Source organism: Bradyrhizobium paxllaeri, from assembly GCF_001693515.2.
In the GTDB taxonomy this organism is placed as follows: Bacteria; Pseudomonadota; Alphaproteobacteria; order Rhizobiales; family Xanthobacteraceae; genus Bradyrhizobium; species Bradyrhizobium paxllaeri.
Window position 1 is genome coordinate 436,016 of the sequence record NZ_CP042968.1, and the last position, 25,457, is coordinate 461,472.

The following is a 25,457-nucleotide window of genomic DNA, read 5'->3' on the forward strand; positions in this document are numbered from 1 at the left end:
CTTGAATCAGATGGTGGGCACGCTGCGCTTTGCCCACCCTACGAAGTGACGTTCGGCGCGATCCTATCGCCCCTTGAAATTCGCCACCCTACGCTCGGCGGTGGCTTTCACGCCTTCCTTGAAATCCTCGGTCGCGCGGAGTTTCGTTTGCTCGACGAGTTCGTGATTGGTCGCGGCGAGCACGCGGTCGGCGAGGCCGGCGCGCATGGTGGCGCGGGTTGAGATCAGGCCGAGCGGGGAGCATTCGGCGATTTCCTGGGCGAGCTTCATCGCCTCGGCCCGCACCTGATCCTGCGGCACGCAGACATTGGCGAGGCCCATCCTTGTGGCTTCCTCGCCGGTGACGCGGCGGCTGGTGTAGAAGATCAGCTCCGCATTGTTCTTGCCGACCAGTTCGGGAAGCGTAGCCGTCAGGCCGAAGCCGGGATGGAAGCCGAGCTTGGTGAAGTTCGCCGCAAAGCGCGCCTCGGGGCAGGTGACGCGGAAGTCGGCGGAGACGGCTAGGCCCAGGCCACCGCCGATGGCAGCGCCATGGACGGCGGCGACGATCGGCTTCTTGTTGCGGAAGATGCGCACGGCCTGAACGTAGAGATGGTTGATCGGCAAATTGGCCGCCGGGTCCGTCTTCGCGCTTTCTTCCTGCTCCTGCCGCTTCGGATCGGAGAAGTCGGCGCCGGCGCAGAACGCCTTGCCTTGGGCCGCGAGCACCGAGGCGCGGATTTCGATGTCGTTGTCGAACTCCTCCAGCGCGTCCGCGATCTGGTTGATCAGCGAGACGTCGAAGAAGTTCAGCGGCGGCTTGCGGATTTCGATCAGGCCGACATGACCGTGCTTCTCGACGCCGATATCAGTGTATTTGCTCATAACGCTTCCTCGTTGAATTAGCGCAGACCAGCCCGCGCGGCTAGCGCAGACCGAGCCCGCGGGCGATGATGCCGCGCAGCACCTCGGTGGTGCCGCCCTGGATCGTCAATTTCGGCGCGGTCTTGATGGCGAAGTCGAGCTGCTTTTCCAGCGTCTCGCGATTGGTGGCGGTCTCCTCGACAAAGGCTGATAGCTCGCGCACGCGATGCGGCAGTTGCTGCTCCCAGATGGTGCCGATGTCCTTCACGATGGATGCCTCGACCACCGGCTCCTTGCCCGCCTGCAGCATGCCCGCCACCGACACCGACATGCGCCGCATGGTGTGCACCTGCGCCACTAGGCGGCCGATGCCTTCGGCGCTGCGGGTATCGGGATTGTTGCCGACGGCGCGGACCAGTTCAGTCAGCACGTAATAGGTTTCGAGGAAGCGCTCGGGGCCGCTTCGTTCATAGGCGAGTTCGCTCGTCGCCTGTTTCCAGGCGCCGTCGATTTCGCCGAGCACGTGGTCGTCGGGAACGAAGTAGTCGGTGAACACGACTTCGTTGAATTCATACTGTCCGGTAATCTGGCCGATCGGGTTCACCTGGATGCCCGGCTGCTTCATCTTGACCAGGAATTGCGTCAGCCCGTGGCGGCGGTTTTCCTTGGTCGGCGGCGAGGTCCGGAAGATCGCGATCATGTAGTCGGCGATATGGGCCGAGGAAGTCCAGATCTTGGTGCCGTTGATCAGATAGCCGCCGTCGGTCTTTGTCGCGCGGGTTTTCGCCGCAAACAGGTCGGAGCCGGAATTCGGCTCGCTCATGCCGATCGCAAAGCAGATCTCGCCTTTGCAGATGCGCGGCAGGATCTCCATCTTGATGTGCTCGGGCGCGTATTTCAAAAGCACCGGGCCGCTCTGGCGGTCGGCGACGAAGAAACGTCGCGTCGGCGCGTTCGCCACGCGCATTTCCTCGGTCACGACATAGCGCTCGAGGAACGAGCGCTCGTGGCCGCCATATTTCTTCGGCCAAGTCATGCCGAGCCAGCCGCGCTCGCCGACCTTGCGGGAAAATTCCGGCACGTCGGTGTCTTCGCGGTTCGGCTTGTGCGGATCGAAAGTGCCGGCGGCGATTTCTTCGGCGAGGAAGGCGCGCACTTCCTTGCGCAATTGTTCGCATTTCGGCGGCAGGCGGATCGGATCGAAACGGAGGGCTGCGGTCATTGTTGATCTCTATGCAGGCAAATCGGTGTTGACGTCAGCGCGAGGCTACCAGCGGCCACAATTCATCGGCGCCTCTGATACAGACGAGCTTGCCGAGCTCGACCGCCCAGTAGCTCTCCGAGCCGAAATCGTCGCGCCAGGCCAGCGCGCGCAGCGAGTAGCGATGCAGGATGTGTTCGATGGTGAAGCCGATCGCGCCGTGCACCTGATGGGCAATCGCGCCGCCTTTCTCCGCCGCCTCCGAGCAGCGGATCTTTGCCGCCACCGCTTCGAGGAATACTTCGTCGTTGAAGGTTTCCGCGTTGGCGATGGCGTCCGCCGCCGAAGTCGCTGCCGCCAGCGCCGCCGCCGATTCGCCGGCGAGCCGCGCCAGATTGTGCTGCACCGCCTGGAATTTCGAGATCTTCTTCTCGAACGCGACGCGCTCGTTGGAATAGCGCACGGAAATTTCCAGCATCGATTCCAGCGCGCCCGCGATCTGCAAGGCACGCGCGACGCCGCCCATCAGCATCAGCCGGGGCTGGTCGAAACCTTTTGGCGCTTCCTTGGTCGTGACCGGCTGCACCTTGTCGAGCGTCACAGTATCGGAGTTGTCGCCGCCGAGGCCGATGCCGGCTTCGATCCGGCACTTGGTGGCATCGACCAGCGCGATGGAGAAACGGCCCTTGGCATCGCTTGCGAGCACGGCAAAATGCTTTGCGGCCTTGGCGAACGGCACGCCGCGCGCCCGGCCCGACAGGCTGCCATCGGCATTGACGGTAATCCGGTCTTTCGGGCTGGCGGGCACCACTGTCATCTCGCCGTCGGGCGACGCGATCTTGGCCTGCGCCAGAAGCCAGCCGGCCAGCATGGTCTCGGCGAGCGGGACCGCGACGGCAAAGCGCCCGGCGGCGCTGAGAACGCTAAAGCCTTCGGCGAGCGATGCGCCCGAACCGCCGCAATCTTCCGGCACCCAGGCCAGCGGCAGGCCGGCCTCCGTCAGCGCTTGCCACAGCGGGGCCTTCCACTCGCCCTTCTTGTCGTGATTGATGGTTTGGGCGTCGGCGAGATCGGCGAAGATTTTCTCCGCGGTCTCGGCAACGATGTTCTCACTCTCCGCCACAGCGTTCCCCGATGTTGAGATTGGCATGCCAGTCCCGACGTTTGTGCCGGGTTCGGCTGCGGTCTTTTCTTGCGCTTAATGATGGGCAAAAGCCATAGCCGTGACAAGCGCTGTCCGCAGGGCGGCATGAGGCGGTGGCATGATGATCGCGGGCGAAGAATAAATTCCGCGCAACGGACTTCTTCGGATTTGCACGCGGTTTGCCGCGCGATATGGTAGCCACTGAAGCCTCTCCACGGGCGGATCGAAACCCAGCCAAAAGCAACAAGAGGAAATGCGGATGTCGAAGGATGGTTTGTGCGCGATTGTCACTGGTTCAGCTTCCGGCCTGGGAGCGGCGACCGCGGCCATTCTGGCAAAGGGCGGCGCGCGCATCGTCGTCAATTATTCCAACAGCAAGGCGGAAGCGGAAGCCACCGCCGATCTCTGCCGCAGCGCCGGCGCTGAAGTCGTCGTCGTGCAGGGCGACGTGTCGCGCGACGAGGACTGCAAGAAGATCGCGGCCGCGGCGGTGCCGTGGGGGCGGCTCGATGTGCTCGTCAACAATGCCGGCACCACCAAGCACGTGCCGCATCACGATCTCGACGGGCTGACGGCTCAGGACTTCCAGCGCATCTATGCGGTGAACACGATCGGCCCATTCCAGATGATCCGCGCGGCGCGCGCGCAACTCGAGGCCGGCGCGAAGGCGTCGGGGCGGGCCTCCGCCGTGGTCAACGTCTCGTCGGTCGCCGGCATTTCCGGCGGCGGCTCGTCGGTCGCCTACGCTGCGAGCAAGGGCGCGCTCAACACCATGACGCAATCGCTGGCGCGCGCACTGGCGCCCTTGATCCGCGTCAACACGGTGTGCCCCGGCTATATCGATACGCCCTGGTTCACCAAGGGCCGCGGCGAGGCCGGCGCGAAAGCGGTGCGCGACGCCGTGGTGGCGAAGGTGCCGCTGAAGGTGGCGTCGACCGCGGAAGATATCGCGCAGCTCGTGTGCTTCCTGGCGTCGCCGGCGTCGAGCAATATGACCGGCGAGTTCGTGCGCATGGACGCGGGCATGCATCTGGTGTTGTGAGGGCTACGATCGTAGATGCGTAGGGTGGGCAAAGCGACTTGTCCGCCGTAGCTCGAAGAGCGAAGGCGGAAGCGTGCCCACCATTGTCGATTGAGCAAGTGATGGTGGGCACGGCGCATGCGCGCCTTTGCCCACCCTACGGATCTCATCGATTCCCCGGATCCGGGATCACGCGTCTCGCCACCAGCCGGTTCCAGATGAACAGCACCACCAGCGCGCCGATGGTGGCGGTGATGAAGCCGGCGCCCTGGTCGGGGCTGTAATGGCCGATCGCCTGGCCGATCCAGGTCGCCAGAAACGCGCCGGCGATGCCGAGCACCGTGGTCAGGATGAACCCGCTCGGGTTGTTCGGACCGGGTGAAAGAATCCGCGCGATGATGCCGGCGATGAAGCCGACCAGGATGATCCAGAGAATGCCGCTCATGGTTGTCCCCTTCCAATATATCAATGGGTGAAGTGGCACGGCGCGGACCGCGCGCCGCGCCAGCGCGGCGTCAGATTCGGTCTGACAATTCGTTCTCGCTCGGCAGCCGCCCGTCCGGCGTCAAATGATTGACGACATCGGGCAAGAACTGGCTGAGGCCCTGCAGCAAATCGTTGCGCGAGAGGCCGCTTTGGGAGGCGAGGGACTCGATCTGGTCGGCGCCGAGCGCATTGGCGAGATCGCCGGGCTCGACCTGCTTGTTGGGGCCGTTGCTGACCCAGGAGTCGGCCTGATCGCCAAGGCCGTTCTGTTGCAACTGCTTCATGAGGTCGCCGAGGCCGCCGCTCAGGATGGTGCCGGCGGCGCCGCCCGCGAGCAGGCCGCCCAATCCGCCCTTGAGCAGGTCGCTCATGCCGCCCGCGCCGCCGCCGGGCATGCCGGCGGTCACATTGCCGGGGGCAGGGGCAGGGGCGGGAGCGGGTGTCGGTCGCGGCGCGCTGCCCGCCTGATTGCCGGTGAAATGCTTGATGCCTTTCCAGGCCAATAGCGCCAGGATCGCCATTGTCATCGGTGACATGCCGCCGCCGCTATCGGATTCTGCGCTGGGGCGGCTCGGGCCGCGCGGGCCGTTCTGCATGCCGTTGAGTACGTCGAGTAAACCCATGGTCGTCTCCTCCGCGTAGCCCCGTGCGAAACATAAAGTCGGCCCATGACGGTTACAAGTCGCGGCCGGAGGCGCCCGATAGGCACTGGCTGACGGTTCTGCTATCGAGGCTTGTTGCAACGCGATGGGTGCCAAATGGTTTCGGGCCAGACGATCGGTGTCGCGGGGGCGGGCAGCATCGGCTGCTTCGTCGGCGGCATGCTGGCGGCCGGCGGCCGCCGCGTCGCGCTGCTGGCGCGTCCACGGGTGATCGCTGAAATCGAATCTGGCGGCCTGCGGCCGACCAGCTTTGAGGGCTTTGACCAGACCATCACGCGCGATCGGTTCGCATTGTCGGAAAATCCTGGCGTGTTTGAGAACGCCGGCGTCGTGCTGGTCACGGTCAAGAGCGCGGATACCACTGCCATGGCCGACGTGATCGCAAGGCACGCACCACCAGATGTGGTCGTCGTCAGCCTGCAGAACGGCGTCGGCAACGCCGCCGTGCTGCGTAATCGCCTGCCGGGCCGGCGCGTGCTCGGCGGCATGGTGCCGTTCAATGTGATCGCGCTCGGCAACGGGCGGTTTCATCGCGCCACCTCGGGCGACATCGTCATCCAGCAGGACGAGGCGCGCACGGCGGAGACGCTGTCGGTGCCGGGATTGAAGGTGCGGCCGACCGGTAACATCGAGGGCGTGCAGTGGGGCAAGCTGCTGCTCAATCTCAACAACGCGCTCAACGCGCTGGCCGACCTGCCGCTGCGGCGGCAATTGGCGCAACGAGAATGGCGGCGACTGTTCGCCGACCAGGTCGTCGAGGGGCTGGCGGCAATCAGGGCCGAAGGCATCAAGCCGGTCTCGCCGACGCCGATCCCGTTCGGCTGGATGCCGTCGCTGCTGCGTCTGCCGGACCCCATCTTCGAAGCGTTGCTGGGGCGCACGATGAAGATCGATCCAGAGGCGCGGTCGTCGATGTGGGAGGATTTGCAGCACCGCCGCCGCACCGAGGTCGATTACCTGCAGGGCGTCATCACCGACATTGCCGAGCGTCGCGGGCTGGATGCGCCGCTGTCACGCCGCATCGTCGAATTGATCCGGCAGGCCGAGCGCGACGCCAAGGGCTCGCCCGGCCTGACGCCGGAGCAGGTTCGCGAGGTTCGTATCGCAAAGCCGATGGGAGAAGCGACATGAAACGAACGGGCCTTGTGCTGTTGGCGATCGCCGTTCTGGCTGGCTGGGCGCACCTCACGCCCGCGCAGGCCGTGCCGCCGACGGTCACGCCCTCACCGGGCTATGACGCGCGCCTGCAGGAGCAGCGGGCAGCGGCACGGGCGGCCACAACGCCGGTCGTCAAGCCGCGCCGGGTCAAGAAGCCGCGGGCGCATTGATGCCGATGTCACGTCGTCCCTGCGAACGCAGGGACCCATAGCCACCGAGCCCAGTTGTCCTGCGATGACGTCTGCCGTTTCGCCTTAGTGGATAGATCACGCGGTATGGGTCCCTGCGCTCGCAGGGACGACAGAAGGAGCTAGCCCTTCTTCTGCTTGGTCGGCTGCTGTTGCTGCTGCGGGTTGAGCAGCTTTTTCAGTCCGTTGATGCTCTCCGAGAGCCGCGGCCATTCGCAAGAGAATTGGTTTTTGGCGCAATGGGCAGCCCGGATGCGAGCGGCCTGCTTGACGGGACTGGCCACCGGTATCGGTACTTTTTCGGTCTCGACCGGCGGAGGGGCCTGCTCCGCGTGCAGTGAAACCTGTTGTATGCTCTGTACAGGCGGCGGCTCCGGCTGGTGCTGCCTGGCCGCCTGCGCCGCGGCGGCGTGGTTGCGCCGCTCGCGCTCGAGATAGGCCGTGTAATGCTCGTCGATCTTCTTCTGCTCTTCCGGCGTCGGATTGGGGCCCGCGATGTCGAAGGTGCGGTCCTGCATGAAATCGTAATAGGTGTAACCGCCGCCTGCCTTGCGGCGGCCGGCGAACTTCGCGTTGCATTCGGCGAGCTTCGCCGTCTTTTCTTCCTTGGTACTCGCTTTCTCGGCCACGTCGGCGCATGATTCGAAATCCACCGGCGTGCTGCGCCACCATTGCGCGTTCGAAGGCGCCGGCGCGAGCACGAGCAGGCCTCCGATTGCGGCAATGACAAATGACGGTGCACGTGAGGCGATCACGGACGGTTTTGCTCCAGTCGAATTCTTGGGAACTTTGATTGAGTCGATTGTCATCATTTTGGCAGCGCTGTCACGCCGAAATTGCACGATGTTCCCGCTGGCGTTGTGACTCTATCTGCTGGATGTGACCGATGGAACACAGCGCTAGGCCATTAAAAATCTTGAAGAAATTCAACAGCAAAGCAAAGTTTCGCGCGCAACCTTGCAGCGATTCTAAGCGCGGCGAGCGGATAAGCACGCCACATTGTGGCAAGATTCAGTCAGAGCCGCGCGCGCGGGCGAGCGTGCTCGATGCCGTCTCATGGAACGTGGCGCGATAGAGCCGCGCGAACTCGCCCATGTGGTGGAAGCCGTTGGCGCGCGCGCACGACGTCACGGTGATCGCGTCGGAACCCTTCACGAGTTGCGCGCGGGCCGACCAAAGCTGCTTGAGGCGCAAGTAGCGATGCAGGCTCATGCCGCGAACACTCGCCACCGCCGTGCCGAGTGTCCTGACCGATACACCGCATTGTTCGGCGAGGTCGGCGCTGTAGATCGGCGAGGCGGCGTGAAACGCGACATATTCGTCGATCATGCGAACGAGCCGGCAATAGCCCCTGCTTGCGATCCTGCCCGCCACATCAGGCGTTTTGCCGCGGCGGAACATCTCGTCGATGGCGAGCAGGAGACCTTCCTGGAGGGCCAGCGCCGAGTGCGGATCCAGCAGCAACTCCGGCCTGGCCGAAGCCGTCTGCAAGATACCCGTCGTGATGGATCTGACATTGGTCAGAGTCTCGAGGGTAGCCGTGAACGGGCAGAGCAGGTCCGGCGTATCGAACCATTCCCGATCCTGCAGGCCTGCGCCCAGCGTGATGATCGCGTGCAGCGATCCGCGGGGTTCGACGAACTGCAAATCGACATTGCCGCGCATGCCGATGAAGGCCGGACGGTCCACGGACATGCCGTTGACGGCGACGTCGTAATCGTTCTCGATCTGGAAGATGACGACGCCGTGCGCCGCGCGGTAGCTGACATCGACAATGCGGGGGAAAGAACTGAGCACGGCGATCTGGCAACCCGGCAACTGCACCATCGCGCGCGCGGTACGAAAATTCGCAAGGCTGAGCGGGACGCTGCGCGCGTCCGCGACAAATTCGACCGGCCGGAAGGCATCGATGTCTGAGAACTGGACGATCGAAAGCGCCGGCGAGGGGGCAAGCTTCTGGAACTGCATCGTGAGGCACCGGCAGCGCGAATCTCTGCCGCCAGCGTCGGCGGGTCTGGTTAAGGTCGCATTAAGAAGTGTGGCCGGGGAGAGGATTGCAAGCGGCTTTCGGTCGCAGAGAAAAAGCAGGGGCTGTCCGTTTTCCCGGCCGGCCGCCCGGCCGCGCTGACCCATCCAAATCCATTATACCTGCTCAAGCGGAATGCTAATTGTTTTGCCGCAACCGAAGTCATCATGTGGCGGCAAATGCTAATTGTTTTGCCGCAACCGAAGTCATCATGTGGCGGCTGGTCTGGAGCCCTCGTGCCGGGCGTGCCGGAGCCGCAGGAGGGAACAGTTTTTATGACTATCACCACGGCCATGACCAGCGTGCCGAAGCCCGCAGCCGACCTGATCGAAGCCTTCCGGGAGGCGCCGACCTCGATCATCTCAGACAATCTCGCCCGCCTGCCGGGCGCCGTGGGTCTGCGTCCCTTCCATCGCGGCGGGCGGCTGGTGGGGGTTGCCTTCACCGTGCGGACGCGGCCGGGCGACAATCTGGCGATTCACAAGGCGCTGGAACTGGTCGGGCCCGGCGACGTGATCGTGGTTGATGGCGGTGGCGACGAGACGCGGGCGCTGGTCGGCGAAATCATGAAGACAATCGCCGAGTACCGCGGCGCCGCGGGCTATGTGATCGACGGTGCCATCCGCGATGTCGCGGCGTTCGCGGCATCCGACTTTCCATGCTTTGCGCGGAGCGCCATCCACCGCGGCCCGTACAAAAGCGGTCCGGGCGAAATCAATGTGCCGGTATCGATCGGCGGTTCGGTGATTTCTCCCGGCGATATCGTGGTCGGCGACGAGGATGGCGTGGTCTCGTTTCCCGCTTCGACCGCAGCCAGCCTGCTGGAGGCGGTCCGCGCCCAGATCGCACGCGAGGAGCAGACCCTCGTCTCGATTCGCGAAGGCCGCTATCAGGGCAGTTACGGCAAATCCTGATTGAACGGAGGAACGATGAGCCAGAAAGACGAATTCCACAATCTGGATAAACCCGACGACGGTCTGTTTCGCGAGCTCGCCGCCGGCGTCACGACGCGCATTTTCTCCGGCGAGCACGCGATGCTGTCGGTGGTGACGCTGGCGCCGCATTCGCAAGGCACCCTGCATCACCACCCCGAGGAGCAATGGGGCGTGCTGCTCGATGGGTCGGCGGTTCGCGTCCAGGGCGGGGAGGAAATTCCGGTCAAGAAGGGCGATTTCTGGCGCACGCCGGGAAATGTGCCGCATACGATGCGGGCTGGACCGGAAGGCGCCCGCGTGCTTGACATCTTCAGCCCGCCGCGACCCGAGTACAAGAAAGCCGGGTCCGGCTTCGGCACTTAAAACAAGCCTTGCGAACAAAAACAAAAACGCAGGCGACAATGGGAGGAGAGGTTCGGTGAAGATTACACGACGCAATTTGCTTGCGGCGTCAGCCGCGTTCGCGGTGACGCCCGCGCTCGCGCAAGGCGCCAAGAACATGACACTGGTGGTGCCGTTTCCGCCGGGAGGATCGACCGACGCGCTGGCGCGGCTGCTGCAGTCTCATCTGCAGACGAAGCTCGGCCGCACCGTGCTGGTGGAGAACAAGTCGGGCGCAGCCGGCTCGCTCGGTGCCATCCAGGTCGCCAAGAGCGCGCCTGACGGCGCGACGTTCCTGGTGACCTTCGATTCGCACGCGGTGATTCCCTCGATCCTGGAAAAGCCGGGGGTGGATGTCGAGAAGGATCTGGTGCCGGTGTTTCTGGTCGGCACCGCGCCATACGTCGTCGCCGCGAATGCCGAGCGGCCGTACAAGAACTTTGCCGACGTGGTCGCGGCCTGCAAGAAAAATCCAGGCGCTGTGAAATATGCCTCCGTCGGCATCGGCACGCTGGGGCATCTGGCGATGACGGTGCTCGGCAAGAAGGCCGGTGTCGAGATCACGCATGTGCCCTACCGCGGCGGCGGTCCGGCGATGAACGACGTGCTCGGCGGCCATGTCGACATGATCGTGGGATCGGCGGCGCTGATCACGGCGCAGCTCGGCACCAACATGCTGCGGCCCATCCTGCAGATGGGGCGCGAGCGGTTGCCGGTGCTCAAGGATACCCAGACCGCGATCGAGGCAGGCTTTCCCGATTTCGAGACTCTGGCCTGGTGGGGCATCTTTGCGCCCAAGGACACGCCGGCCGATGTCATCGCCGCCATGGCGAAATCGGTGAAGGAGATTTTGAGCGAGCCGGCGGTGGCGACGCAACTGCAGGAAACGCAGCAGATGAAGCTGCTGCTCGCCGACGGCAAGGAGTTCTCGACGTTCTTCGCCAAGCAGGTCGGCATTTGGGGCCAGGTGGTGCGCGAGAACAATATCAAGGCGTAGCGGCGGGGTGAGCTCATAATCAAGGCCCCGCCGGAGCGGGGCCTTGACCAACCGAAGCTGTGGGACGCTTTAGTTATAGTCTGAGTACTTGAATTGCGGCATCGCCTTGAGCTGCTCCTTGGTGCCGCTCATCACGGCGTGATCCGGCGTCCAGTCGTTCGCACTGCCGGTGCGCGCAGTTGTGCTGGTGGTCGTGGCCGCGCCGGTGGTTGTTTCCTTGGTGGTCTCGCGCGTCGTCGTTGCCGGGGCCGTCGAGCTGGTGCGGACCGGCTCCTCCATGAATTTGAGCTTGTCCATGGAAACGGCGATGTCGTGCTCGCCCATGCCGAGGAAGCCGCCGACGCCGATGACCACGGCAGCGACCTTGCCGTTCTTGTCCACGATCAGCTCGTTGATGTCGCCGAGCTTCTCGTTGGCTTCATTATAAACGTCGAGACCCATGAGCTTGGACGCGCGCCAATTGCCCTTGAGCATCATCTTTTCCTGCGTGCCGGCGCTGGTCGCGGCAGGCGCGGCCTTATCCGCGGGCTGGGGCGACTGTGCATAAGCGGGCACACTGAACACGGCGGCGCTCAAGAGAGCCGCAGCAAAAACTTTCTTCATTTTTATCCTCCTCGGAAGTGATCGATGTTCCTAGAACAGGACGCTAGCGAGAATGTTCCTAGGCGTTTTTCCGCGAAGCTTCGGAACAAGTCTGAAGGAGGCGACGCGGCGATATGCGGCGAAGCAGGCCCGCAAGGCAGGCCGCATGGCCGCGGGCCTTGTGTGTCCCGGCTCGGAAACATGTGTGGGCGGTCTGCGTTGAAATATCGGCTCATGCCGGGTGGCAACCGGCCGCAACGGAGAATGATGGACGCAGTTATTTTGCCGATTTCTTGCTGCGACACCAACGCATCGGTACGCGCTGACATCTAACCCGTTCCCGGCGTGAGCGCTCCCTTTCATCCGGCGGCTAGCCCAAGAGGGCTGGCGATGCCAGGCCTGCTTTGCTATGAAGCGTCCCAAGCACCTGCTGCTCCAGCAGGTCCGCGGTCCCGTAGCTCAGCCGGATAGAGCGACGGTTTCCTAAACCGTAGGTCGGAAGTTCGAGTCTTCCCGGGATCGCCAGCTATTCGCCGCCGCTCTCTGGCGGCCTGGCGATCTGCCTTTAGCCCCATCTGCGCGATTTCTATCGTGACGTGCGCCGCGCTCCCGCTACAAAGGTCCAAACTGGGGGCGTTCGCATGCTGGCTGTCTGGTACTACACTGAGGGCGGCGATGTGCCGTGCGGTCCCTTGCCGCTGGCCGAACTGCTCCCGCTCCTTTCGCAAATGGACGATCCTCAGCACGTCAAGGTTTGGCGGCACGGCTTTGACGACTGGAAGCCGGTCGGGGAAGTACGCGAGGTCGCTCGGCACCTGCCAGTTGCCGCAGAAGGTGCGGAGATAAAGAATATCGAGCCTGAGCTGTCCGGTATCAGCGGCTGGCTTGGTCTGCTGGCGTTTGGTCAGGTGATGGGCATTCTGCGTCAGGTCGTGGCCGTCGGCCAATACCCTCAAACGATCAGCGACGATATTTGGAGACGCTTTCCGATCGCGTTGTGGGGCGAAATGGCAATGTACGCCGCGTTGATTGGTCTATCGATCTACACGGCCTGGCTCCTGTTTAATCACTCGCGCCGCTTTCCAGGCTTCTTCCTTGCACAAATGGTCTGCGCAATCTTCTTTCCGATCGTGGACCTTTTTTGGGTGGCGACGATCTTTTCGGTTTCGCTCGACCAGCCGATGAGTAAGTTCCTGACGGTCGAGCCGCTTGAGGCCGGCAAAATACTCGTTACCGCGATCGTTTCGCTTATCTGGATTTCCTACGTGCTGCGCTCCCGGCGGGTAGCAAACACGTTCACGAAGTAAGGAGCCCTCTCCACATGCGCTGGGAGATGCCGACGCATTGCGGCGGCATCATCATTGTCGCTCTTGCGAAAGTTAGGCAGCCACACCCTTTTCCAGCAGCGCCTTGAAATCCGCCCGCGCGCGTTGCGCCTCGTGCTTCGCCGTCTCCGAGGCTTCTCCAAGCCCGAAATAGCCGTGGATCAGGCCGAGGCCGTCGTAATAGCTGGTCGGTACGCCGGCGGCCTTTAGCGCGTCCGCGTAGGCCTTGCCCTCGTCGCGGAGCGGATCGAACCATGCGGTGCAGACGATGGCCGGCGCGACACTAGCGAGATTTTTGGCGCGCAGCGGCGAGACGCGCCAGTCGGTGCCGTGGGCGCTGTCTTCGAGGTAATGGCCGCAAAACCATTCCATGGTGGCGCGGGTGAGGAAATAGCCGTCCGCGTTTTCGGCGCGGGAGGGAAAACGCGCGTTCTCTTTTGCATCGGCGAAATTTCCAGCGACGTCGGTGACGGGATAGACCAGCAACTGCGCTGCCAGCCTGATGCCGGCGTCGCGGCAGGCGATGGCGGTGGTGGCCGCCAGATTGCCGCCCGCGCTGTCGCCGGCAACGCCGACGCGCGCGGCATCGCCGCCGAATTCGGCGATACGGGCGACGACGTCCTTGACCGCTGCGAAGGCATCCTCGAATGCGCCGGGAAAGCGCACTTCGGGCGGGCGGCGATAATCGACGGAGACCACGACCGCGCCGGTCTCGATCGCGAGCCAGCGCGCCTGCCGGTCATGGGTCTCGAGATCGCCGGCGACCCAGCCGCCGCCATGGAAGAACACCACCGTCGGCGATTTGTCGCTCGAGTTCCGGTAGACCCGCGCGGCCAGGAAACCGGCTGCGCCTTTCACCTTGATGTCCTCCGCGCTCATCACCGGTGGCGGCGGAACCGCCGCGCGCGAGGCCGCCAATGCGCGCAGTGCCTCGCGCGCGCTAAGCGGCGTCATCGACGTGGGATCGCGCAACGGCAGCAGCGGGATGATCTGGGCGACGACGGGATCGAGCGGTGGAATCATGGGTGCCTCGCAGGGAACGGTGGAATGCCAGAATAGGTAACGGGCATGGCTGCGGCAATTGCGCTGGGCGCCACCCAGACCCGCCGATTTCCTTCAATTGATAATGATTCCCTTCAAGCCGGCGCGCGGGGCGCGTCGGCAGAATCGGAGCGCCGTTTACTTCTGGTTATCCTTAAACAAGCGTACACGGGGAACGGCTGGGCGCGCCGCTCATTACTCCCGCCAGAGGGAGTGTGTGATGGATCAAATTAGCGGAATGGATCGGGTGCTCGACGAAATGCTGGTGCAACTCGGCGGGATGGTGCTGAGGCTGTCCAGCCCGCAGGTGACGCGCACCGCCGAGGAGCGGCACGCGCTGGCGTGCTCGGTCAATCAATATTCGGTTTGTGCGGCGCGCTCGGGCGATCCGCGCGTGCACCAGCTCAAGGCCGAGCTGGCGGAGACGATCAAGCCGCAGCTGCGGCTGGTTGCCAGCAGGTAATGCAGCCGTTCGGCGGCGGCGACGTCCACGTGCACAACCACGACCGGGCGAAGACCGGCCGTGGTATCAGGCGAATGGCTCAGAGCGTCTTGAGGTATTCGATCAGCGCCTTCCGATCGCCCTCCGACAGCTCCGGCCCGATGACGCCCTTGATTTCCTTGTTTTTATCGTAGTCCTTCCGGAATTCGTGGCCTCTGTTCGAGTTTCCGCGAATGGACGTATCGAACAGGAAACCGTTGGTGATCGGGTCGGTTTTGTATCCGAGCTTCACGGGGTCGTATTCGCGGCTGCCGAGATAGAATGTCTTCGGCCGTTTTGTGGGGTCGCCGAGCAGGTCGTCGATGGTCGGCACCGAGCCGTTATGGAGATAGGGCGGCGTCGCCCAGACCCCGTTCAGCGGACGGACCTTGTAGGCGAGCTCTGCCTGGATTTCGTTGGGCATGTTTCCGTCCAGTCGCTGCCGCTCCTCCTTGCTCGGCGGTGGCTTGCGCTGGTCGTAGATGTAGTTGACGGTTTTCTCGACCACGTCTTTCAGTGCGAAGCCGAACCGGGTGTCAGTGATGCCGAGGTGGGCGGGAAGCGCGACCGTCCGGTTCGCCATGTCCTCCGCCTGTGCGGGATCGGTCCCGATATGTGAGATCGGGATATTTTCGACCACGACGATCGCCTCGCCGGCCTGGTTCTTCGTCCACCACTTCGGGTTACTGAAGTTGTAGAATGCCTCGCTCGTCACCGGCGGGCGATGACATTCCTGACAATGGGTCTTGTAGAGTTCGGCGCCCTTGTCGGCGAGTTTCTGATCGATCGGCGGCAGGATGTCGGCCGGCCATTTCGGAGATTGCAGGCCGGAGAATTTATCCTTCGCGTTCGGTGGCTTGTCGCCCTTTATCATCTGCTCCATGTCGTCGAGTGACTTCACGTCGACGCTCGATTTATAGAGGCCCTTTGACGGATCGGTCAGGTTGAGCTCCGCCGATACGCCGAGCGATTCGCCGGCGTTGCGCACCATCGGCTGCATGATGGAGCCGTTATACTGCACCCAGTCGAACCACGGCGTGTTCCAGATCCGCGGGTAATGCACCGGCGCGGAGGAGCCGGCGTAGTTTTCCGGCTTCTTGAGGTCGATTGAAAACACCTGATTGCCGATTCGATTCAGGGCGTCGAGCCGTCCGTAACCTTCCACAATGCTCCAGGGGGCGACGCGTTCTTCCAGGTCCTTGACCTGCTTGTACTGCTTGAGAACCTGGCTGATCTGATTCTTCAGCGCCTCGCGGTCCTCGTCGGTCGCGTCCGGTCCCAGGATGCGCTCGGCGAAGCGGTCGAACCGGCCGGGCCAGTAGCGCGTCAGCAGGAGCGAGATGCCCATGCCCTGCTTCATGGCGAACAGATTGGTGAGCGCCGGTCCGCCGTCGATGACGACGGCGGTGTCCTTGTAGGTGAAGCTGCCGGTGTGGCAGGCCGCACAGGTCAGGCCGATGCCGGTCATGTCCTGCCTGCTGCGCGGGTTGCGCCAGGGCGCCCCTGTCGAGTCGAGCATCGGGCCGCCCTGCGCAAAACCGATCGGAAGCGGTTTCTTGTCGGGGATGATGGTATCGGCAATGAAACCGTAGCGATCGAGATAGGCGGTCTCGCTGAACAGGCCGGGGGAGGTGAACAACAGCCACGGAATCGTTGGCTGCTCCAGCGCCATGAACCACTCATAGGGGAAGCCGAAGGTCCGCGTTCCCTGATCGGCGTGATAGAACCAGCTCAGTTTTTCCTTGGGAATGCCCTGGTCGAGCCAGACGGTCTTCTTCGGCGTCGGATGCTCCACGATTTTCACGTGAAGATCTTGCCAGGTCTTGGCGATATCGTCCTTGAAGGCGTAACCGATGCCGACGACCGCCAGCACGATCACGATTGTCGCAATCCTCTTGCCCCGCATGGCCTGCCCCTCTTCAAAACTGCGCCGCGCGCGCACTATATCTGTCTGTCTATCAAAAGCGCCGGAAAGCGAATCATCCTCGGCGTGCGATCGAATATGACGCCATCCTATAGTGGCATCATAAGTCTGTCCATGAATCAGCACTTCAGCTCTGGCGCAAGATCTGATGCTGATCACGGCATATTATGGCGCTCCCGAAATCCCTCGATCGATTTCGGGTGCCGCCTTCCCAGGAATTCCCTGCCAGCTTTTCGACGCAGGCATGTATGAAAAACCAGATTGACTTTGACGTCGCGTCAAACCCGCATAACGCGTTCCTCGAAGCAGAGGAGCCCGCTCATGTCCACCCGCCGCAGCTTTCTTCAGTTTTCCCTTGAGCTTTCCCTTGGCGCCCTTGCCGCAACCGCCACCGCGGTCATTTCGTCGCATCGCGCCCAAAGCCAAGCCCGTACGTTCAAGGTCGCGACCCGGAATGGCACCGGGCTATTCGTCAGGGATAGCGGAGGCTCGGGCCGCGCTGTCGTGATGACCCATGCCTGGCCGTTGAACGCCGATATCTGGGACTATCAGGCCATGCAGCTTTCAAAGGCCGGCTTCCGCGTCATCACCTACGATCGCCGCGGGTTTGGCCGCTCGGACAAGCCCGCCGGCGGCTATGATTTCGATACGTTCGCCGACGATCTCGCTGATGTGATTGAACAAACCAGCGTACGGGATGCGACGCTCGTCGGCTATTCCATGGGCGGCGGCGAGGTGGTGCGCTATTTCTCGCGCCATCGGGGGCGCCATGTCGCAAAGGCCGGCCTTGTCGGCGCTGCAGCGCATTATCTGATGAAGACCGAGAACAATCCGATCGGGATCGACGGCGCGGTGTTCGAAGGCATCAAGCAAGGCGTGCAGGGCGACCGCAAGGCGTATCTGACGGGCCTGCTCCGCGACGTATTCCTCGACGCCAGGCGGCCATCGGCCCATCCCGTAACGCAGGAGATGGTCGATTCGACGCTTGCCATGGCGATGCAGGCCAGCGTCGCCGCAACGGCGGCCTGCGTCGATGCTTTCGCGAAAACCGACTTCCGGCCCGAACTCGCCGCCGTGAAGGTGCCGACGCTGGTGTTGCACGGCACATCGGACATTCCGGTGCCGTTCGCGATCGGCAAGGCAACGGCCGACGGCATCGCCGGATCGAAGCTGATCGAATATCCTGACGCCTCGCACGGCATCGTGCTGACCGAACGGGACCGTGTGACCCGCGACCTGCAGGCCTTCATCGCAAGCTGAGATCCGCCGATGGATCGCCACGAGATTGGAGCGCTCTGATGTTTCGTATCGGTGAGTTCGCCCAGATCGCGCAGGTCTCGAGCAGGCAGTTGCGCTTCTACGACCAGCTCGGGCTGCTGCAGCCGGCCCATATCGATCGTGAGACCGGCTATCGCTACTACAGCATCCGGCAATTGCCGCGGCTGAACAGCATTCTTGCGCTGAAGGAACTCGGCCTGACGCTGGAACAGATCGGCCCGCTATTGAAGGACAGCATTTCGGCAGCAGAGCTTCGCGCCATGCGCACCCTGAAACGGGCGGAGGTGGAGCGCTCGCTCCACGAACAGCAGGCGCAGTTGCGCCATATCGAATCCCGCATCGCGCAAATCGACCGGCATGGCCGGACGGAGGGTTTTGACGTCATCCTCAAATCGGTCGAGCCGGCGCCGTTCCTGTCGCTGCATTGCGCGTGCGCCGACATGGACGAGGTGGTCCGCATGATCAGCCTCGTCGCCGAGGACGGTGCGCGGCAGATCAAGCCGGCGCTGCGGGACAAACTGATCGTGGTCGCGCGTAACGACCATGATGACGAGAAGCTCGATCTCGAGATCGGTTTCTCGTTGACCCGGCCCTCGAACGCCGCCGTCCGCCTGCGCGGCGATCATCTGTTGCGCGCCAGCGAACTGCCGGCGGTGGAGATGATGGCGACCATCGTGCGGCCGGGCACCAACATGGAGAGCCACACTTCGTTCGGCGCGGTCGGCACCTGGATCGAGGCCAATCATTATCAGATCGCGGGACCATGCCGCGAAGTGTTCCTCGAGCCGATCACCGGTCCGCCGGGCTTCGAGGGCGCGCTGGTGGAAATCCAGTTTCCGGTCCGGCAGGCCGCCTAGTTTCGCTTCCTTTCCTTGAACCACCCGATCCGGACGCATGCGCGTTCCGGCAACGCGAACCGCTGTGTCGGAACCCGGCCGACGGTTAAACCTCAACAGGAGTGAACATGCTTACGATCCACGGCGTTCCGCTTTCGGTTCATACCCGCAAGGCCATCGTTACCGCGATCCTGAAGAACATCGATTACAAATTCGAAGTGGTGATCCCGGTCATTCCCGGCAATCCGCCGGCCAACTGGAGCACGCTCAGCCCGACGGGGCTGATCCCCGTCCTGCAGGATGGCGACTCCACGCTCGCTGATTCGACCGCCATCTGCCTCTACCTCGACAGGAAGCAGCCCGCGCCGCCGATCTTTCCCGAAGACATCAGGGACTATGCCCGGGTGCTGTGGTTCGATGCCTATGCCGGCGGCACCATCTTCCGGCATGTCGTGCATCCGCTGTTCGTCCAGACGGTCGTCGGCCCCAATATCCGCAATGTCTCGACGGACAGGGCCGTGGTCGACGACGTCCTCACCAACGTGCAGCCAAAGATTCTCGCCTATCTCGAATCGCAGATCGCGGGCAGATATCTGGTCGGCGATGCCATGACACTGGCCGATATCGCGATCGTGTCGAACTTCATTGTCTATCAATATCTCGGCTTTGAAATCGACGCTTCCCGCTATCCGAAGCTTGCCAGATATCTGCGGGAGATCGCGGCGACCGCCGTGTTCCAGCGGGCGCTGGCGGACGAAAGACCGTTCGTCGACCAGATGGGGCTGAAGCGGGACTTCCTTTCGGCGGCATGACGTTTAACAGTATGGCAGCGTGTCGGCCGTGGCTGCTTCGGCTCCGGCCGGCATGTTGCCCTTTTCGGGTATAGAGTCTCGATCATGCAGTTGAATATCGGTCACAGCATATGACGGCAGACGAGGCGCAATCGCTCCGGATTGAGGTGGGCTCCGATCAGACGGTTTCCGCGCTGCTGATCGAGCCATTGCAATGCCGCGCCTGTTACGTGTTCGCGCACGGTGCCGGCGCGGGCATGGCCCATGCGTCGATGGCAACGGTTGCCGAGGGTCTCGGCCAACGCGGCATTGCGACGCTGCGCTATCAGTTTCCCTATATGGAGAAGGGCAGCAAGCGGCCCGATCCGCCTGCGGTCGCGCACGCTGCGGTGCGCGCGGCGGTGGCGGAGGCCGGTCGGCACTTTCCCGCGCTGCCGCTGATTGCGGGCGGCCGGTCGTTCGGCGGGCGGATGACGTCGCAGGCGCAGGCAAAATCAGCTTTGGCCGGCGTTCGCGGGCTGGCGTTCCTCGGCTTTCCCCTGCATCCGGCCGGAAAACCTTCCAGCGAGCGGGCCGGGCATCTCGCCGACGTCAACATTCCGATGCTGTTCCTGCAGGGGACACGCGATGCGCTGGCGGAATTGAGCCTGCTCAAGCCTGTGGTCAAAGGCCTGGGATCGCGGGCGACGCTGCATCTGCTCGATGGCGCGGACCATTCCTTTCACGTGCTGAAAAGTTCGGGACGCAACGATCGCGCGGTGATGGATGAGGCGCTGGATGCGTTTGCGACGTGGGTGGATGGTATCGTGAGCTAGCCTCTCCGATGTCGTCCCTGCGAACGCAGCGACCCATAACCACAGACGTATGTGGTTGAAGAAAGCCGTCTAACCTTGTGCCCCTTTCGCCGGCCGCGGCGTATGGGTCCCTGCGTTCGCAGGGACGACGTGGATAGAGTTGCGCCGTGCGCCATCCTGACTACGATGTATCAATGACAAGAATCCTGATCGTCAATCCAAATACCACTGCCTCGATGACCGAAACGATCGGCGCCGCGGCGCGCGCCGTCGCCGCATCCGGCACCGAAATCATCGCCGTCACCTCGGCGATGGGGCCGGTTTCGATCGAGGGCTATTACGACGAGGCGTTTGCCGTGCCCGGCCTGATCCAGGCGCTGATGAACGCGCCGGACGCTGACGCGGCGATTGTCGCCTGCTTCGACGACACCGGGCTCGATGCCGCCCGCACCGCCGCGCGCTTTCCGGTGGTCGGGATTTGCGAGGCGGCGCTGGTGACGGCCGGCCAGATCGCCAAGCGCATCGCCGTCGTCACCACGCTGCCACGCTCGATCGTGCCGCTGGAAGAACTGGTGCGCCGTTACGGTTTTGCGGAGCGAGCGCAGGTCACTGCCTGCGATGTCGCAGTGCTCGACCTCGACAAGCCCGACTCAGGCGCGGAAGCCAAGCTTGAAGCCGAGATTGCCCGCGCGCTCGACAAGGGTGCGGAAGCGATCGTGCTGGGCTGTGCGGGCATGGCCGACCTCCCGCAAAAACTGTCACGGAAATTCGGCGTGCCCGTCGTCGATGGCGTAGCCGCGGCGGTGAAGCAGGCCGAGGCGCTGGCCGGCCTGAAACTCACGACATCGCGGCGCGGTTCTTACGCGTCACCGGGCGTGAAGGCCTATACGGGACTCCTGGAAAAGTTCGCGCCATCAGACCCGTCATTGCGAGCGAAGCGAAGCAATCCATAGCGCCGCAAGCGGACGGATGGATTGCTTCGTCGCTTGCGCTCCTCGCAATGACATTGTTAGGCCGGCGCTCCGTAGATCTTGTCGCGCAGCCGCCGCATGCCTGATAGCCAGCGGTCGTGGTTGGATGCCTTGCGCTGCATGTATTCGGCGACCTGCGGGTGCGACAGGATGAGAAAGCGTTCTTCTGCCATCGCCTCGATCACCATGCGCGCCACCTCCGGCGGCTGCAGCACGCCGTCGACCCGCGCCGCGCTGGGGCCGGGCGTGGTCATGGCTGTTTGCACCGACTGCGGGCACAGTACGGAGACGCGGATACCGCGGTCGCCATATTGAATGGCGAGATGTTCGGCGAGCGCCACCGCGGCGTTCTTGGTGACGCCGTAAGGCATCGAGTTCAGCGACGCCAAGAGGCCCGCGGCGGAAGCGGTGTTAAGGAGATAACCGGAGCCGCGCGCCAGCATGCCGGGCACCAATGCGCGGGCCGCGAACACATGGCTCATGACGTGGACGCGCCAGCTCACGTCCCAGTCGGCATCCGATGCCGTCTCCTGACCCTTGCGCGACAGGCCGGCGTTGGAAAAGAACACATCGACGGGGCCGTATTTGTCCTCGGCCGCGGCGATCAGCGCCTTGATGTCTTCCTCCAGCCCGACGTCGGCCGTGATCGGCAGTCCGTCGATGTCGCCGGCGACCTTGGCGAGTTTCTCGCGCGAGGTCTTGAGGTCGGCGACCACGACGCCGCGTGCACCGGCTTCAGCATAGGCGCGCGCTACCGCTTCGCCGATGCCGCTCGCAGCTCCCGTGACGACACAGACCTTGCCTTTGACGTGCATGACGCGGTTTCCCCTTCTTCATTTGAACCGCCGTCATTGCGAGGAGCGGAGCGACGAAGCAATCCATGGCTCGGCATGTGGAGAGGTGGATTGCTTCGCTTCGCTCGCAATGACGGCTCGGACTGCATTGCCTAGCCTTGATACAGCCCCTTGTCGCGCGCCTGGCGGATGGCGAGCGCGCCCATCATGTCGAGCATCGGTGTCGAAAGTCCGGCGGCGCGGGCGAACGCAGCGGGCGCGCGGACCAATACGTCGATTTCCATGGCGCGGCCAAGTTCGTAATCCTGCAGGATCGACGGCTTGTGATCCGGCGCGGGGCCGGAGCGGGTCACGCGCCTGACTTCGGGAAAACAGCTTTGCGCTATGCTGTTGGCCTCGTCGAGCAGGCGCGGCACGATGTCGGCCAACGCCGGGTCGTCGCGCACGGCACGCGCGGTCTGTCCGGTCAGAAGGCACAGCACCGACATCGACATGTTGGTCAGGAGCTTTGACCAGATCGTCTCCCTGATCTGCGCGACTTCGGGCGAGTCGATCGCGGCGTCATTTAGCGCCATGCGCAGCTTTGCGACCCGTTCGCTGGCGCGGTCGTCGCACTCGCCGATCAGGAGCCGGTTGCGCTCGGGTGACAGGTTTGCGACCACGCCCGGCGCCACGACCTCATTCGATGAAAACACCACGCCGCCGACGATGCGCTCTTTCGGGATCGCCGCGCGCAGGCGTCCGCCCGGATCGAGGAAAGCCAGATCCGGCACCGGCGGATGTCTTGGCGCGAGCCCGATATCGTACCACCAGGGAACACCGTTCTGCGCGAAGACGACCGCCGTGTCGTCGCCGAGCAGCGGCTGCAGGGCGTTAGCGAGGCTGGAGAGGCCCGTCGCCTTCAGCGTGCAGATGATGGCGTCCTGCCGGCCCAGCGCGGCGGGATCGCTGGATGCGCGCACCCTCGCCTTGAAGTCGCCATCTCCGACCCGCAGCGTCAGGCCGTTCGCGTTTACGGCATCCAGATGTGGACCGCGCATCACGCAGGAAACGTCATGTCCTGCCAGCGCGAGCCGCACCGCAAAATGGCTGCCGACGGCGCCCGCACCGAAAATGCAAATCCGCATGGATGGGAAATCCTGCTGGGGAAAATGTCCTTGCTAGTTTTCACAAGCCTTGATCGGGCGCAACCGGCCCGCCGCACAGAGCGGCTTGCGGCGCGTGCAGCCTTGGCGGGCGGGAACTTTTGGCATTCAGCCAGCGTTCATCAACATGCCGCCAAGCTTGCAGCATAGCGACAATGGGACGTGCGACGATGAGGGGACGTGCCATGTCAAGGATCGTAGTGGGAATTGCCGCCGTTGTCTTTGCAACGGCGCTGTGCGTGGCGGACTTCGCGATCGCGAAAGGTGGTCATGGCGGCGGCCACGGCGGTGGTCGCGGCGGCGGTCATGGTGGTGGTCATCATGGCGGCGGCCATCGTGGTGGCGGTCATGGTCACGGCCATCATTTCGGCGGGCGTCATCATGGCGGCCATTTTCACGGCAGGGCGCATAGCCGATCATTCTCAGGACACCGTTCATTCTCCGCGCATCGCATGAACTTCGCCGGCGGCGGCCGTGCGCTGAACTCGCGCGCGCTCGCCCGCAGCTATCGTCGCACCGCCGCCCTGCATAGTCCCGCCATGCGGGCCAGCGTGACCGCCGGCGCCGCGCTGGCGGGCTGGCAATACGGCCGCGGCAGGGGCGGCGGCTGGTGGCGGCACGGCAATGGCGGGTACGGCTGGGTCGGGCCGCTGTTCTGGCCGTTCGCCTATTACGACATCTACGACTACACGCTGTGGGGACCGAATGTCGGCGCGCCGTTCTGGTACTACGGTTATGACGATATTTATGCCGGCCTGTTCGGGCCCTACGACTATCAGGGCCTTACCGGCTACCTGCCGCCGCGCGGCTCTCCCGACGCCGGGCCGGACCGGCTGGCGCTGCTATGCGGCGAGGACAGCCGCGAAATCGCCGGACTGCCGATCGACCTGATCGCGAAGACCATTGAGCCGACCGAGGTGCAGCGCGTAGCGCTCGACGATCTCGCCAATGCGTCGGTGACATCAGCACAGAAGATCAAGGCGGCTTGCCCGACGTCGATCGCGTTGACGGCGTCCGGCCGGCTTGCATCGATGCAGCAGCGCATCGAAGCAATGATCGCAGGCGTCGCGACCGTGCAGGCGCCGCTGGACAAGCTTTACAGCCTTCTGAACGACGAACAGAAGGCGCGACTGAACGCGGTCGCCGAGGAGCAGGAAAGAAGGGCCGAGCGGCGCCGTAGCAGGTCGTTGGCGCGGCCCTGCGACGTCGCGCAGTCGTCGGCCTTGCAATGGCCGACCGAGGAAATCGATGCAAGGCTGCAGCCGACCGACGTGCAGCGCACCGGCCTGAAGGCCCTGCAGAATGCAAGCGCCAAGGCCAGCGAGATGCTGAGCACAACGTGCCGGCCCGAGGAAGCTGCTACCCCGTCCGCCCGGCTCGCCGCCGCCGGCAAGCGGCTCGAGGTCATGCTGCAGGCGGTCAAGCAGGTGCGCACCGCGCTCGACGACTTCTATGCGACCCTGAACGACGAGCAGAAGGCGCAGTTCGAGGCAATCGGCCCGCGGCGGACCTCGTTCGCCGATATGACGCGGCGGTACGGCCGCCGCTAGTTCGGCGGCGGTGACAACGGCGGCGATCCCGGCCTATGGTTCGGCATAACAACACGCCGAACAAAGGGGCCGCCGAATGACCGCCAATCCTGTCTTGTGGAATCTCGACGCGCGCGGCGTCGCCACCGTCACGCTCAATCGCCCCGAGGTGAACAATGCCTATGACGCCGGGCTCATCAACGGCGTGCTATCGGCAATGGACGAACTCGGCAGGAAGCCGAACCTTCGCCTCGTCGTGCTGAAAGGCAACGGCAAGCATTTCCAGGCCGGCGCCGACCTGAAATGGATCAACGGCGTCCGGCCGAAATCGGTCGAGGAGAACGAGGCGGTTTCGCGCGCGACGTTCGAAGCCGTGCAGCGGCTGAACACGCTGCCGATCCCGACGGTGGCGCTGGTGCAGGGCGGCTGTTTCGGCGGCGGCACCGGGGTGATCTCGGCCTGTGACGTCGTGGTCGCCGCCGACAATGCGATGTTCTCGATCACCGAAGTGCGCTGGGGACTGACGGCGGCCATCATCATCCCGCAACTCTGCGATGCCATCGGCGTCCGCCAGGTCCGCCGCTACGCACTGACCGGCGAACGGTTCGGCGCGGAGGAGGCGCGGCGCATCGGCCTGGTGCATGAAGTGGTGCCGCTGGCCGAACTCGAAGCGGCCGGGGTCAAATTTGTCGAGCAATTGCTGGCGAACGGCCCCGAGGCGCTGGCCGAGACCAAGCGGCTGGCGATGGAAAGCTCGTTCGGTGGCATGAGCGTCGACGACGCGGCCTATGCACGGCTGGTGAAGATGCATTCCGCGCGGCGGCAGACCAGCGAGGCGTCGGAAGGCCTGGCGTCGTTTGCAGAGAAGCGGGCGGCGAATTGGGGTGCTATGAGGAAGTAGGATCTTTCGCGGCACAGTACGGC

28 protein-coding genes and 1 tRNA gene are annotated in these 25,457 nt (G+C 63.9%); 16 read left to right on the forward strand and 13 right to left on the reverse strand.

Annotated elements, in window-relative coordinates:
- Positions 1–63: 63 nt before the first annotated feature.
- The 3 genes from LMTR21_RS02025 to LMTR21_RS02035 are packed head-to-tail and all read right to left on the reverse strand — an operon-like array spanning position 64 to position 3,167.
- Positions 64–864, reverse strand: a complete 801-nt coding sequence (locus LMTR21_RS02025; RefSeq protein ID WP_065754592.1) for an enoyl-CoA hydratase/isomerase family protein — start codon at positions 862–864, stop codon at positions 64–66.
- A gap of 40 nt (positions 865–904) precedes the next feature.
- Positions 905–2,065 (reverse strand): acyl-CoA dehydrogenase family protein, encoded by a 1,161-nt coding sequence (locus LMTR21_RS02030; protein WP_057833926.1) that lies wholly within the window; start codon positions 2,063–2,065, stop codon positions 905–907.
- Between the two features lie 34 nt (positions 2,066–2,099).
- Positions 2,100–3,167, reverse strand: coding sequence for an acyl-CoA dehydrogenase family protein (locus tag LMTR21_RS02035; RefSeq protein ID WP_065754593.1), 1,068 nt, complete (start codon positions 3,165–3,167; stop codon positions 2,100–2,102).
- A 280-nt stretch (positions 3,168–3,447) separates the two neighbouring features.
- On the opposite strand from LMTR21_RS02035, the gene LMTR21_RS02040 reads away from it, so the two are divergent.
- A complete protein-coding gene (locus LMTR21_RS02040; protein ID WP_065754594.1) occupies positions 3,448–4,230 on the forward strand; it encodes an SDR family NAD(P)-dependent oxidoreductase in 783 nt (260 codons plus the stop codon).
- A gap of 145 nt (positions 4,231–4,375) precedes the next feature.
- Here the strand turns inward: LMTR21_RS02040 and LMTR21_RS02045 are convergent, their stop codons facing one another.
- Together LMTR21_RS02045 and LMTR21_RS02050 are read right to left on the reverse strand one after the other, a co-directional pair.
- Entirely contained in the window at positions 4,376–4,654 is a 279-nt protein-coding gene (locus LMTR21_RS02045; protein WP_057833929.1) for a GlsB/YeaQ/YmgE family stress response membrane protein, read from the reverse strand.
- A gap of 70 nt (positions 4,655–4,724) precedes the next feature.
- Positions 4,725–5,318 (reverse strand): YidB family protein, encoded by a 594-nt coding sequence (locus LMTR21_RS02050; protein WP_065754595.1) that lies wholly within the window; start codon positions 5,316–5,318, stop codon positions 4,725–4,727.
- A gap of 135 nt (positions 5,319–5,453) precedes the next feature.
- Between LMTR21_RS02050 and LMTR21_RS02055 the strand changes: the two genes are divergently transcribed.
- Together LMTR21_RS02055 and LMTR21_RS02060 are read left to right on the forward strand one after the other, a co-directional pair.
- A complete protein-coding gene (locus LMTR21_RS02055) occupies positions 5,454–6,488 on the forward strand; it encodes a 2-dehydropantoate 2-reductase (RefSeq protein WP_065754596.1) in 1,035 nt (344 codons plus the stop codon).
- A complete protein-coding gene (locus LMTR21_RS02060; protein ID WP_065754597.1) occupies positions 6,485–6,685 on the forward strand; it encodes a hypothetical protein in 201 nt (66 codons plus the stop codon). The genes LMTR21_RS02055 and LMTR21_RS02060 overlap by 4 nt, the downstream gene beginning before the upstream one ends.
- A gap of 140 nt (positions 6,686–6,825) precedes the next feature.
- On the opposite strand, the gene LMTR21_RS02065 is transcribed toward LMTR21_RS02060, so the two are convergent.
- Positions 6,826–7,512: a hypothetical protein gene (locus tag LMTR21_RS02065; protein ID WP_065754635.1), complete on the reverse strand. Its 687-nt coding sequence runs from the start codon at positions 7,510–7,512 to the stop codon at positions 6,826–6,828.
- A gap of 202 nt (positions 7,513–7,714) precedes the next feature.
- Complete coding sequence (locus LMTR21_RS02070; RefSeq protein WP_065754598.1) at positions 7,715–8,671, reverse strand: helix-turn-helix domain-containing protein; 957 nt, start codon at positions 8,669–8,671, stop codon at positions 7,715–7,717.
- Between the two features lie 333 nt (positions 8,672–9,004).
- On the opposite strand from LMTR21_RS02070, the gene LMTR21_RS02075 reads away from it, so the two are divergent.
- From LMTR21_RS02075 to LMTR21_RS02085, 3 genes are read left to right on the forward strand one after another with little or no spacing between them, the layout of a single operon-like run.
- Positions 9,005–9,643: an RraA family protein gene (locus LMTR21_RS02075; RefSeq protein WP_065754599.1), complete on the forward strand. Its 639-nt coding sequence runs from the start codon at positions 9,005–9,007 to the stop codon at positions 9,641–9,643.
- A gap of 15 nt (positions 9,644–9,658) precedes the next feature.
- Positions 9,659–10,027, forward strand: a complete 369-nt coding sequence (locus tag LMTR21_RS02080; protein WP_065754600.1) for a cupin domain-containing protein — start codon at positions 9,659–9,661, stop codon at positions 10,025–10,027.
- Positions 10,028–10,082: 55 nt separating this feature from the next.
- A complete protein-coding gene (locus LMTR21_RS02085; protein ID WP_065754601.1) occupies positions 10,083–11,042 on the forward strand; it encodes a Bug family tripartite tricarboxylate transporter substrate binding protein in 960 nt (319 codons plus the stop codon).
- A gap of 69 nt (positions 11,043–11,111) precedes the next feature.
- On the opposite strand, the gene LMTR21_RS02090 is transcribed toward LMTR21_RS02085, so the two are convergent.
- Positions 11,112–11,645 (reverse strand): PRC-barrel domain-containing protein, encoded by a 534-nt coding sequence (locus tag LMTR21_RS02090; protein ID WP_065754602.1) that lies wholly within the window; start codon positions 11,643–11,645, stop codon positions 11,112–11,114.
- Positions 11,646–12,072: 427 nt separating this feature from the next.
- Here LMTR21_RS02090 and LMTR21_RS02095 point away from each other — a divergent pair.
- Together LMTR21_RS02095 and LMTR21_RS02100 are read left to right on the forward strand one after the other, a co-directional pair.
- A tRNA-Arg gene (locus LMTR21_RS02095) sits at positions 12,073–12,149 on the forward strand.
- Positions 12,150–12,265: 116 nt separating this feature from the next.
- The gene (locus tag LMTR21_RS02100; RefSeq protein WP_065754603.1) at positions 12,266–12,931 is read left to right on the forward strand and encodes a DUF2569 family protein; all 666 of its coding nucleotides are present in this window, start codon (positions 12,266–12,268) and stop codon (positions 12,929–12,931) included.
- Positions 12,932–13,003: 72 nt separating this feature from the next.
- On the opposite strand, the gene LMTR21_RS02105 is transcribed toward LMTR21_RS02100, so the two are convergent.
- Complete coding sequence (locus tag LMTR21_RS02105; RefSeq protein WP_065754604.1) at positions 13,004–13,972, reverse strand: alpha/beta hydrolase; 969 nt, start codon at positions 13,970–13,972, stop codon at positions 13,004–13,006.
- A 238-nt stretch (positions 13,973–14,210) separates the two neighbouring features.
- Between LMTR21_RS02105 and LMTR21_RS02110 the strand changes: the two genes are divergently transcribed.
- Positions 14,211–14,453 (forward strand): hypothetical protein, encoded by a 243-nt coding sequence (locus tag LMTR21_RS02110; protein WP_065754605.1) that lies wholly within the window; start codon positions 14,211–14,213, stop codon positions 14,451–14,453.
- A 79-nt stretch (positions 14,454–14,532) separates the two neighbouring features.
- Here LMTR21_RS02110 and LMTR21_RS02115 read toward each other — a convergent pair whose 3' ends face one another.
- Positions 14,533–16,377 carry a di-heme-cytochrome C peroxidase gene (locus LMTR21_RS02115; protein ID WP_065754606.1) on the reverse strand — a complete coding sequence of 615 codons (1,845 nt, stop codon included), beginning with the start codon at positions 16,375–16,377 and terminating at the stop codon, positions 14,533–14,535.
- Positions 16,378–16,716: 339 nt separating this feature from the next.
- Here LMTR21_RS02115 and LMTR21_RS02120 point away from each other — a divergent pair, with 339 nt between their 5' ends.
- The 5 genes from LMTR21_RS02120 (at position 16,717) to LMTR21_RS02140 (ending at position 21,047) form a co-directional block, all read left to right on the forward strand.
- The gene (locus tag LMTR21_RS02120; protein ID WP_084030792.1) at positions 16,717–17,655 is read left to right on the forward strand and encodes an alpha/beta fold hydrolase; all 939 of its coding nucleotides are present in this window, start codon (positions 16,717–16,719) and stop codon (positions 17,653–17,655) included.
- Between the two features lie 38 nt (positions 17,656–17,693).
- Positions 17,694–18,530, forward strand: a complete 837-nt coding sequence (locus LMTR21_RS02125; protein ID WP_065754607.1) for a MerR family transcriptional regulator — start codon at positions 17,694–17,696, stop codon at positions 18,528–18,530.
- Between the two features lie 107 nt (positions 18,531–18,637).
- Positions 18,638–19,321 (forward strand): glutathione S-transferase family protein, encoded by a 684-nt coding sequence (locus LMTR21_RS02130; RefSeq protein ID WP_065754608.1) that lies wholly within the window; start codon positions 18,638–18,640, stop codon positions 19,319–19,321.
- 110 nt (positions 19,322–19,431) lie between these two features.
- On the forward strand, positions 19,432–20,115 hold the full coding sequence (locus tag LMTR21_RS02135) for an alpha/beta hydrolase family protein (RefSeq protein WP_065754609.1): 684 nt from the start codon (positions 19,432–19,434) through the stop codon (positions 20,113–20,115).
- A gap of 173 nt (positions 20,116–20,288) precedes the next feature.
- Positions 20,289–21,047 (forward strand): aspartate/glutamate racemase family protein, encoded by a 759-nt coding sequence (locus LMTR21_RS02140; RefSeq protein WP_065754610.1) that lies wholly within the window; start codon positions 20,289–20,291, stop codon positions 21,045–21,047.
- Between the two features lie 56 nt (positions 21,048–21,103).
- Here the strand turns inward: LMTR21_RS02140 and LMTR21_RS02145 are convergent, their stop codons facing one another.
- From LMTR21_RS02145 to LMTR21_RS40645, 3 genes are all read right to left on the reverse strand, one after another.
- A complete protein-coding gene (locus LMTR21_RS02145) occupies positions 21,104–21,880 on the reverse strand; it encodes an SDR family oxidoreductase (RefSeq protein WP_065754611.1) in 777 nt (258 codons plus the stop codon).
- 131 nt (positions 21,881–22,011) lie between these two features.
- Positions 22,012–22,986, reverse strand: coding sequence for a ketopantoate reductase family protein (locus LMTR21_RS02150; RefSeq protein WP_065754612.1), 975 nt, complete (start codon positions 22,984–22,986; stop codon positions 22,012–22,014).
- A gap of 206 nt (positions 22,987–23,192) precedes the next feature.
- The gene (locus tag LMTR21_RS40645; protein ID WP_246175005.1) at positions 23,193–23,387 is read right to left on the reverse strand and encodes a hypothetical protein; all 195 of its coding nucleotides are present in this window, start codon (positions 23,385–23,387) and stop codon (positions 23,193–23,195) included.
- A 69-nt stretch (positions 23,388–23,456) separates the two neighbouring features.
- Between LMTR21_RS40645 and LMTR21_RS02155 the strand changes: the two genes are divergently transcribed.
- Both LMTR21_RS02155 and LMTR21_RS02160 read left to right on the forward strand, forming a co-directional pair.
- Entirely contained in the window at positions 23,457–24,554 is a 1,098-nt protein-coding gene (locus LMTR21_RS02155) for a Spy/CpxP family protein refolding chaperone (protein WP_246175006.1), read from the forward strand.
- Positions 24,555–24,630: 76 nt separating this feature from the next.
- Entirely contained in the window at positions 24,631–25,434 is an 804-nt protein-coding gene (locus tag LMTR21_RS02160) for an enoyl-CoA hydratase-related protein (RefSeq protein WP_065754614.1), read from the forward strand.
- Positions 25,435–25,457 lie beyond the last annotated feature (23 nt).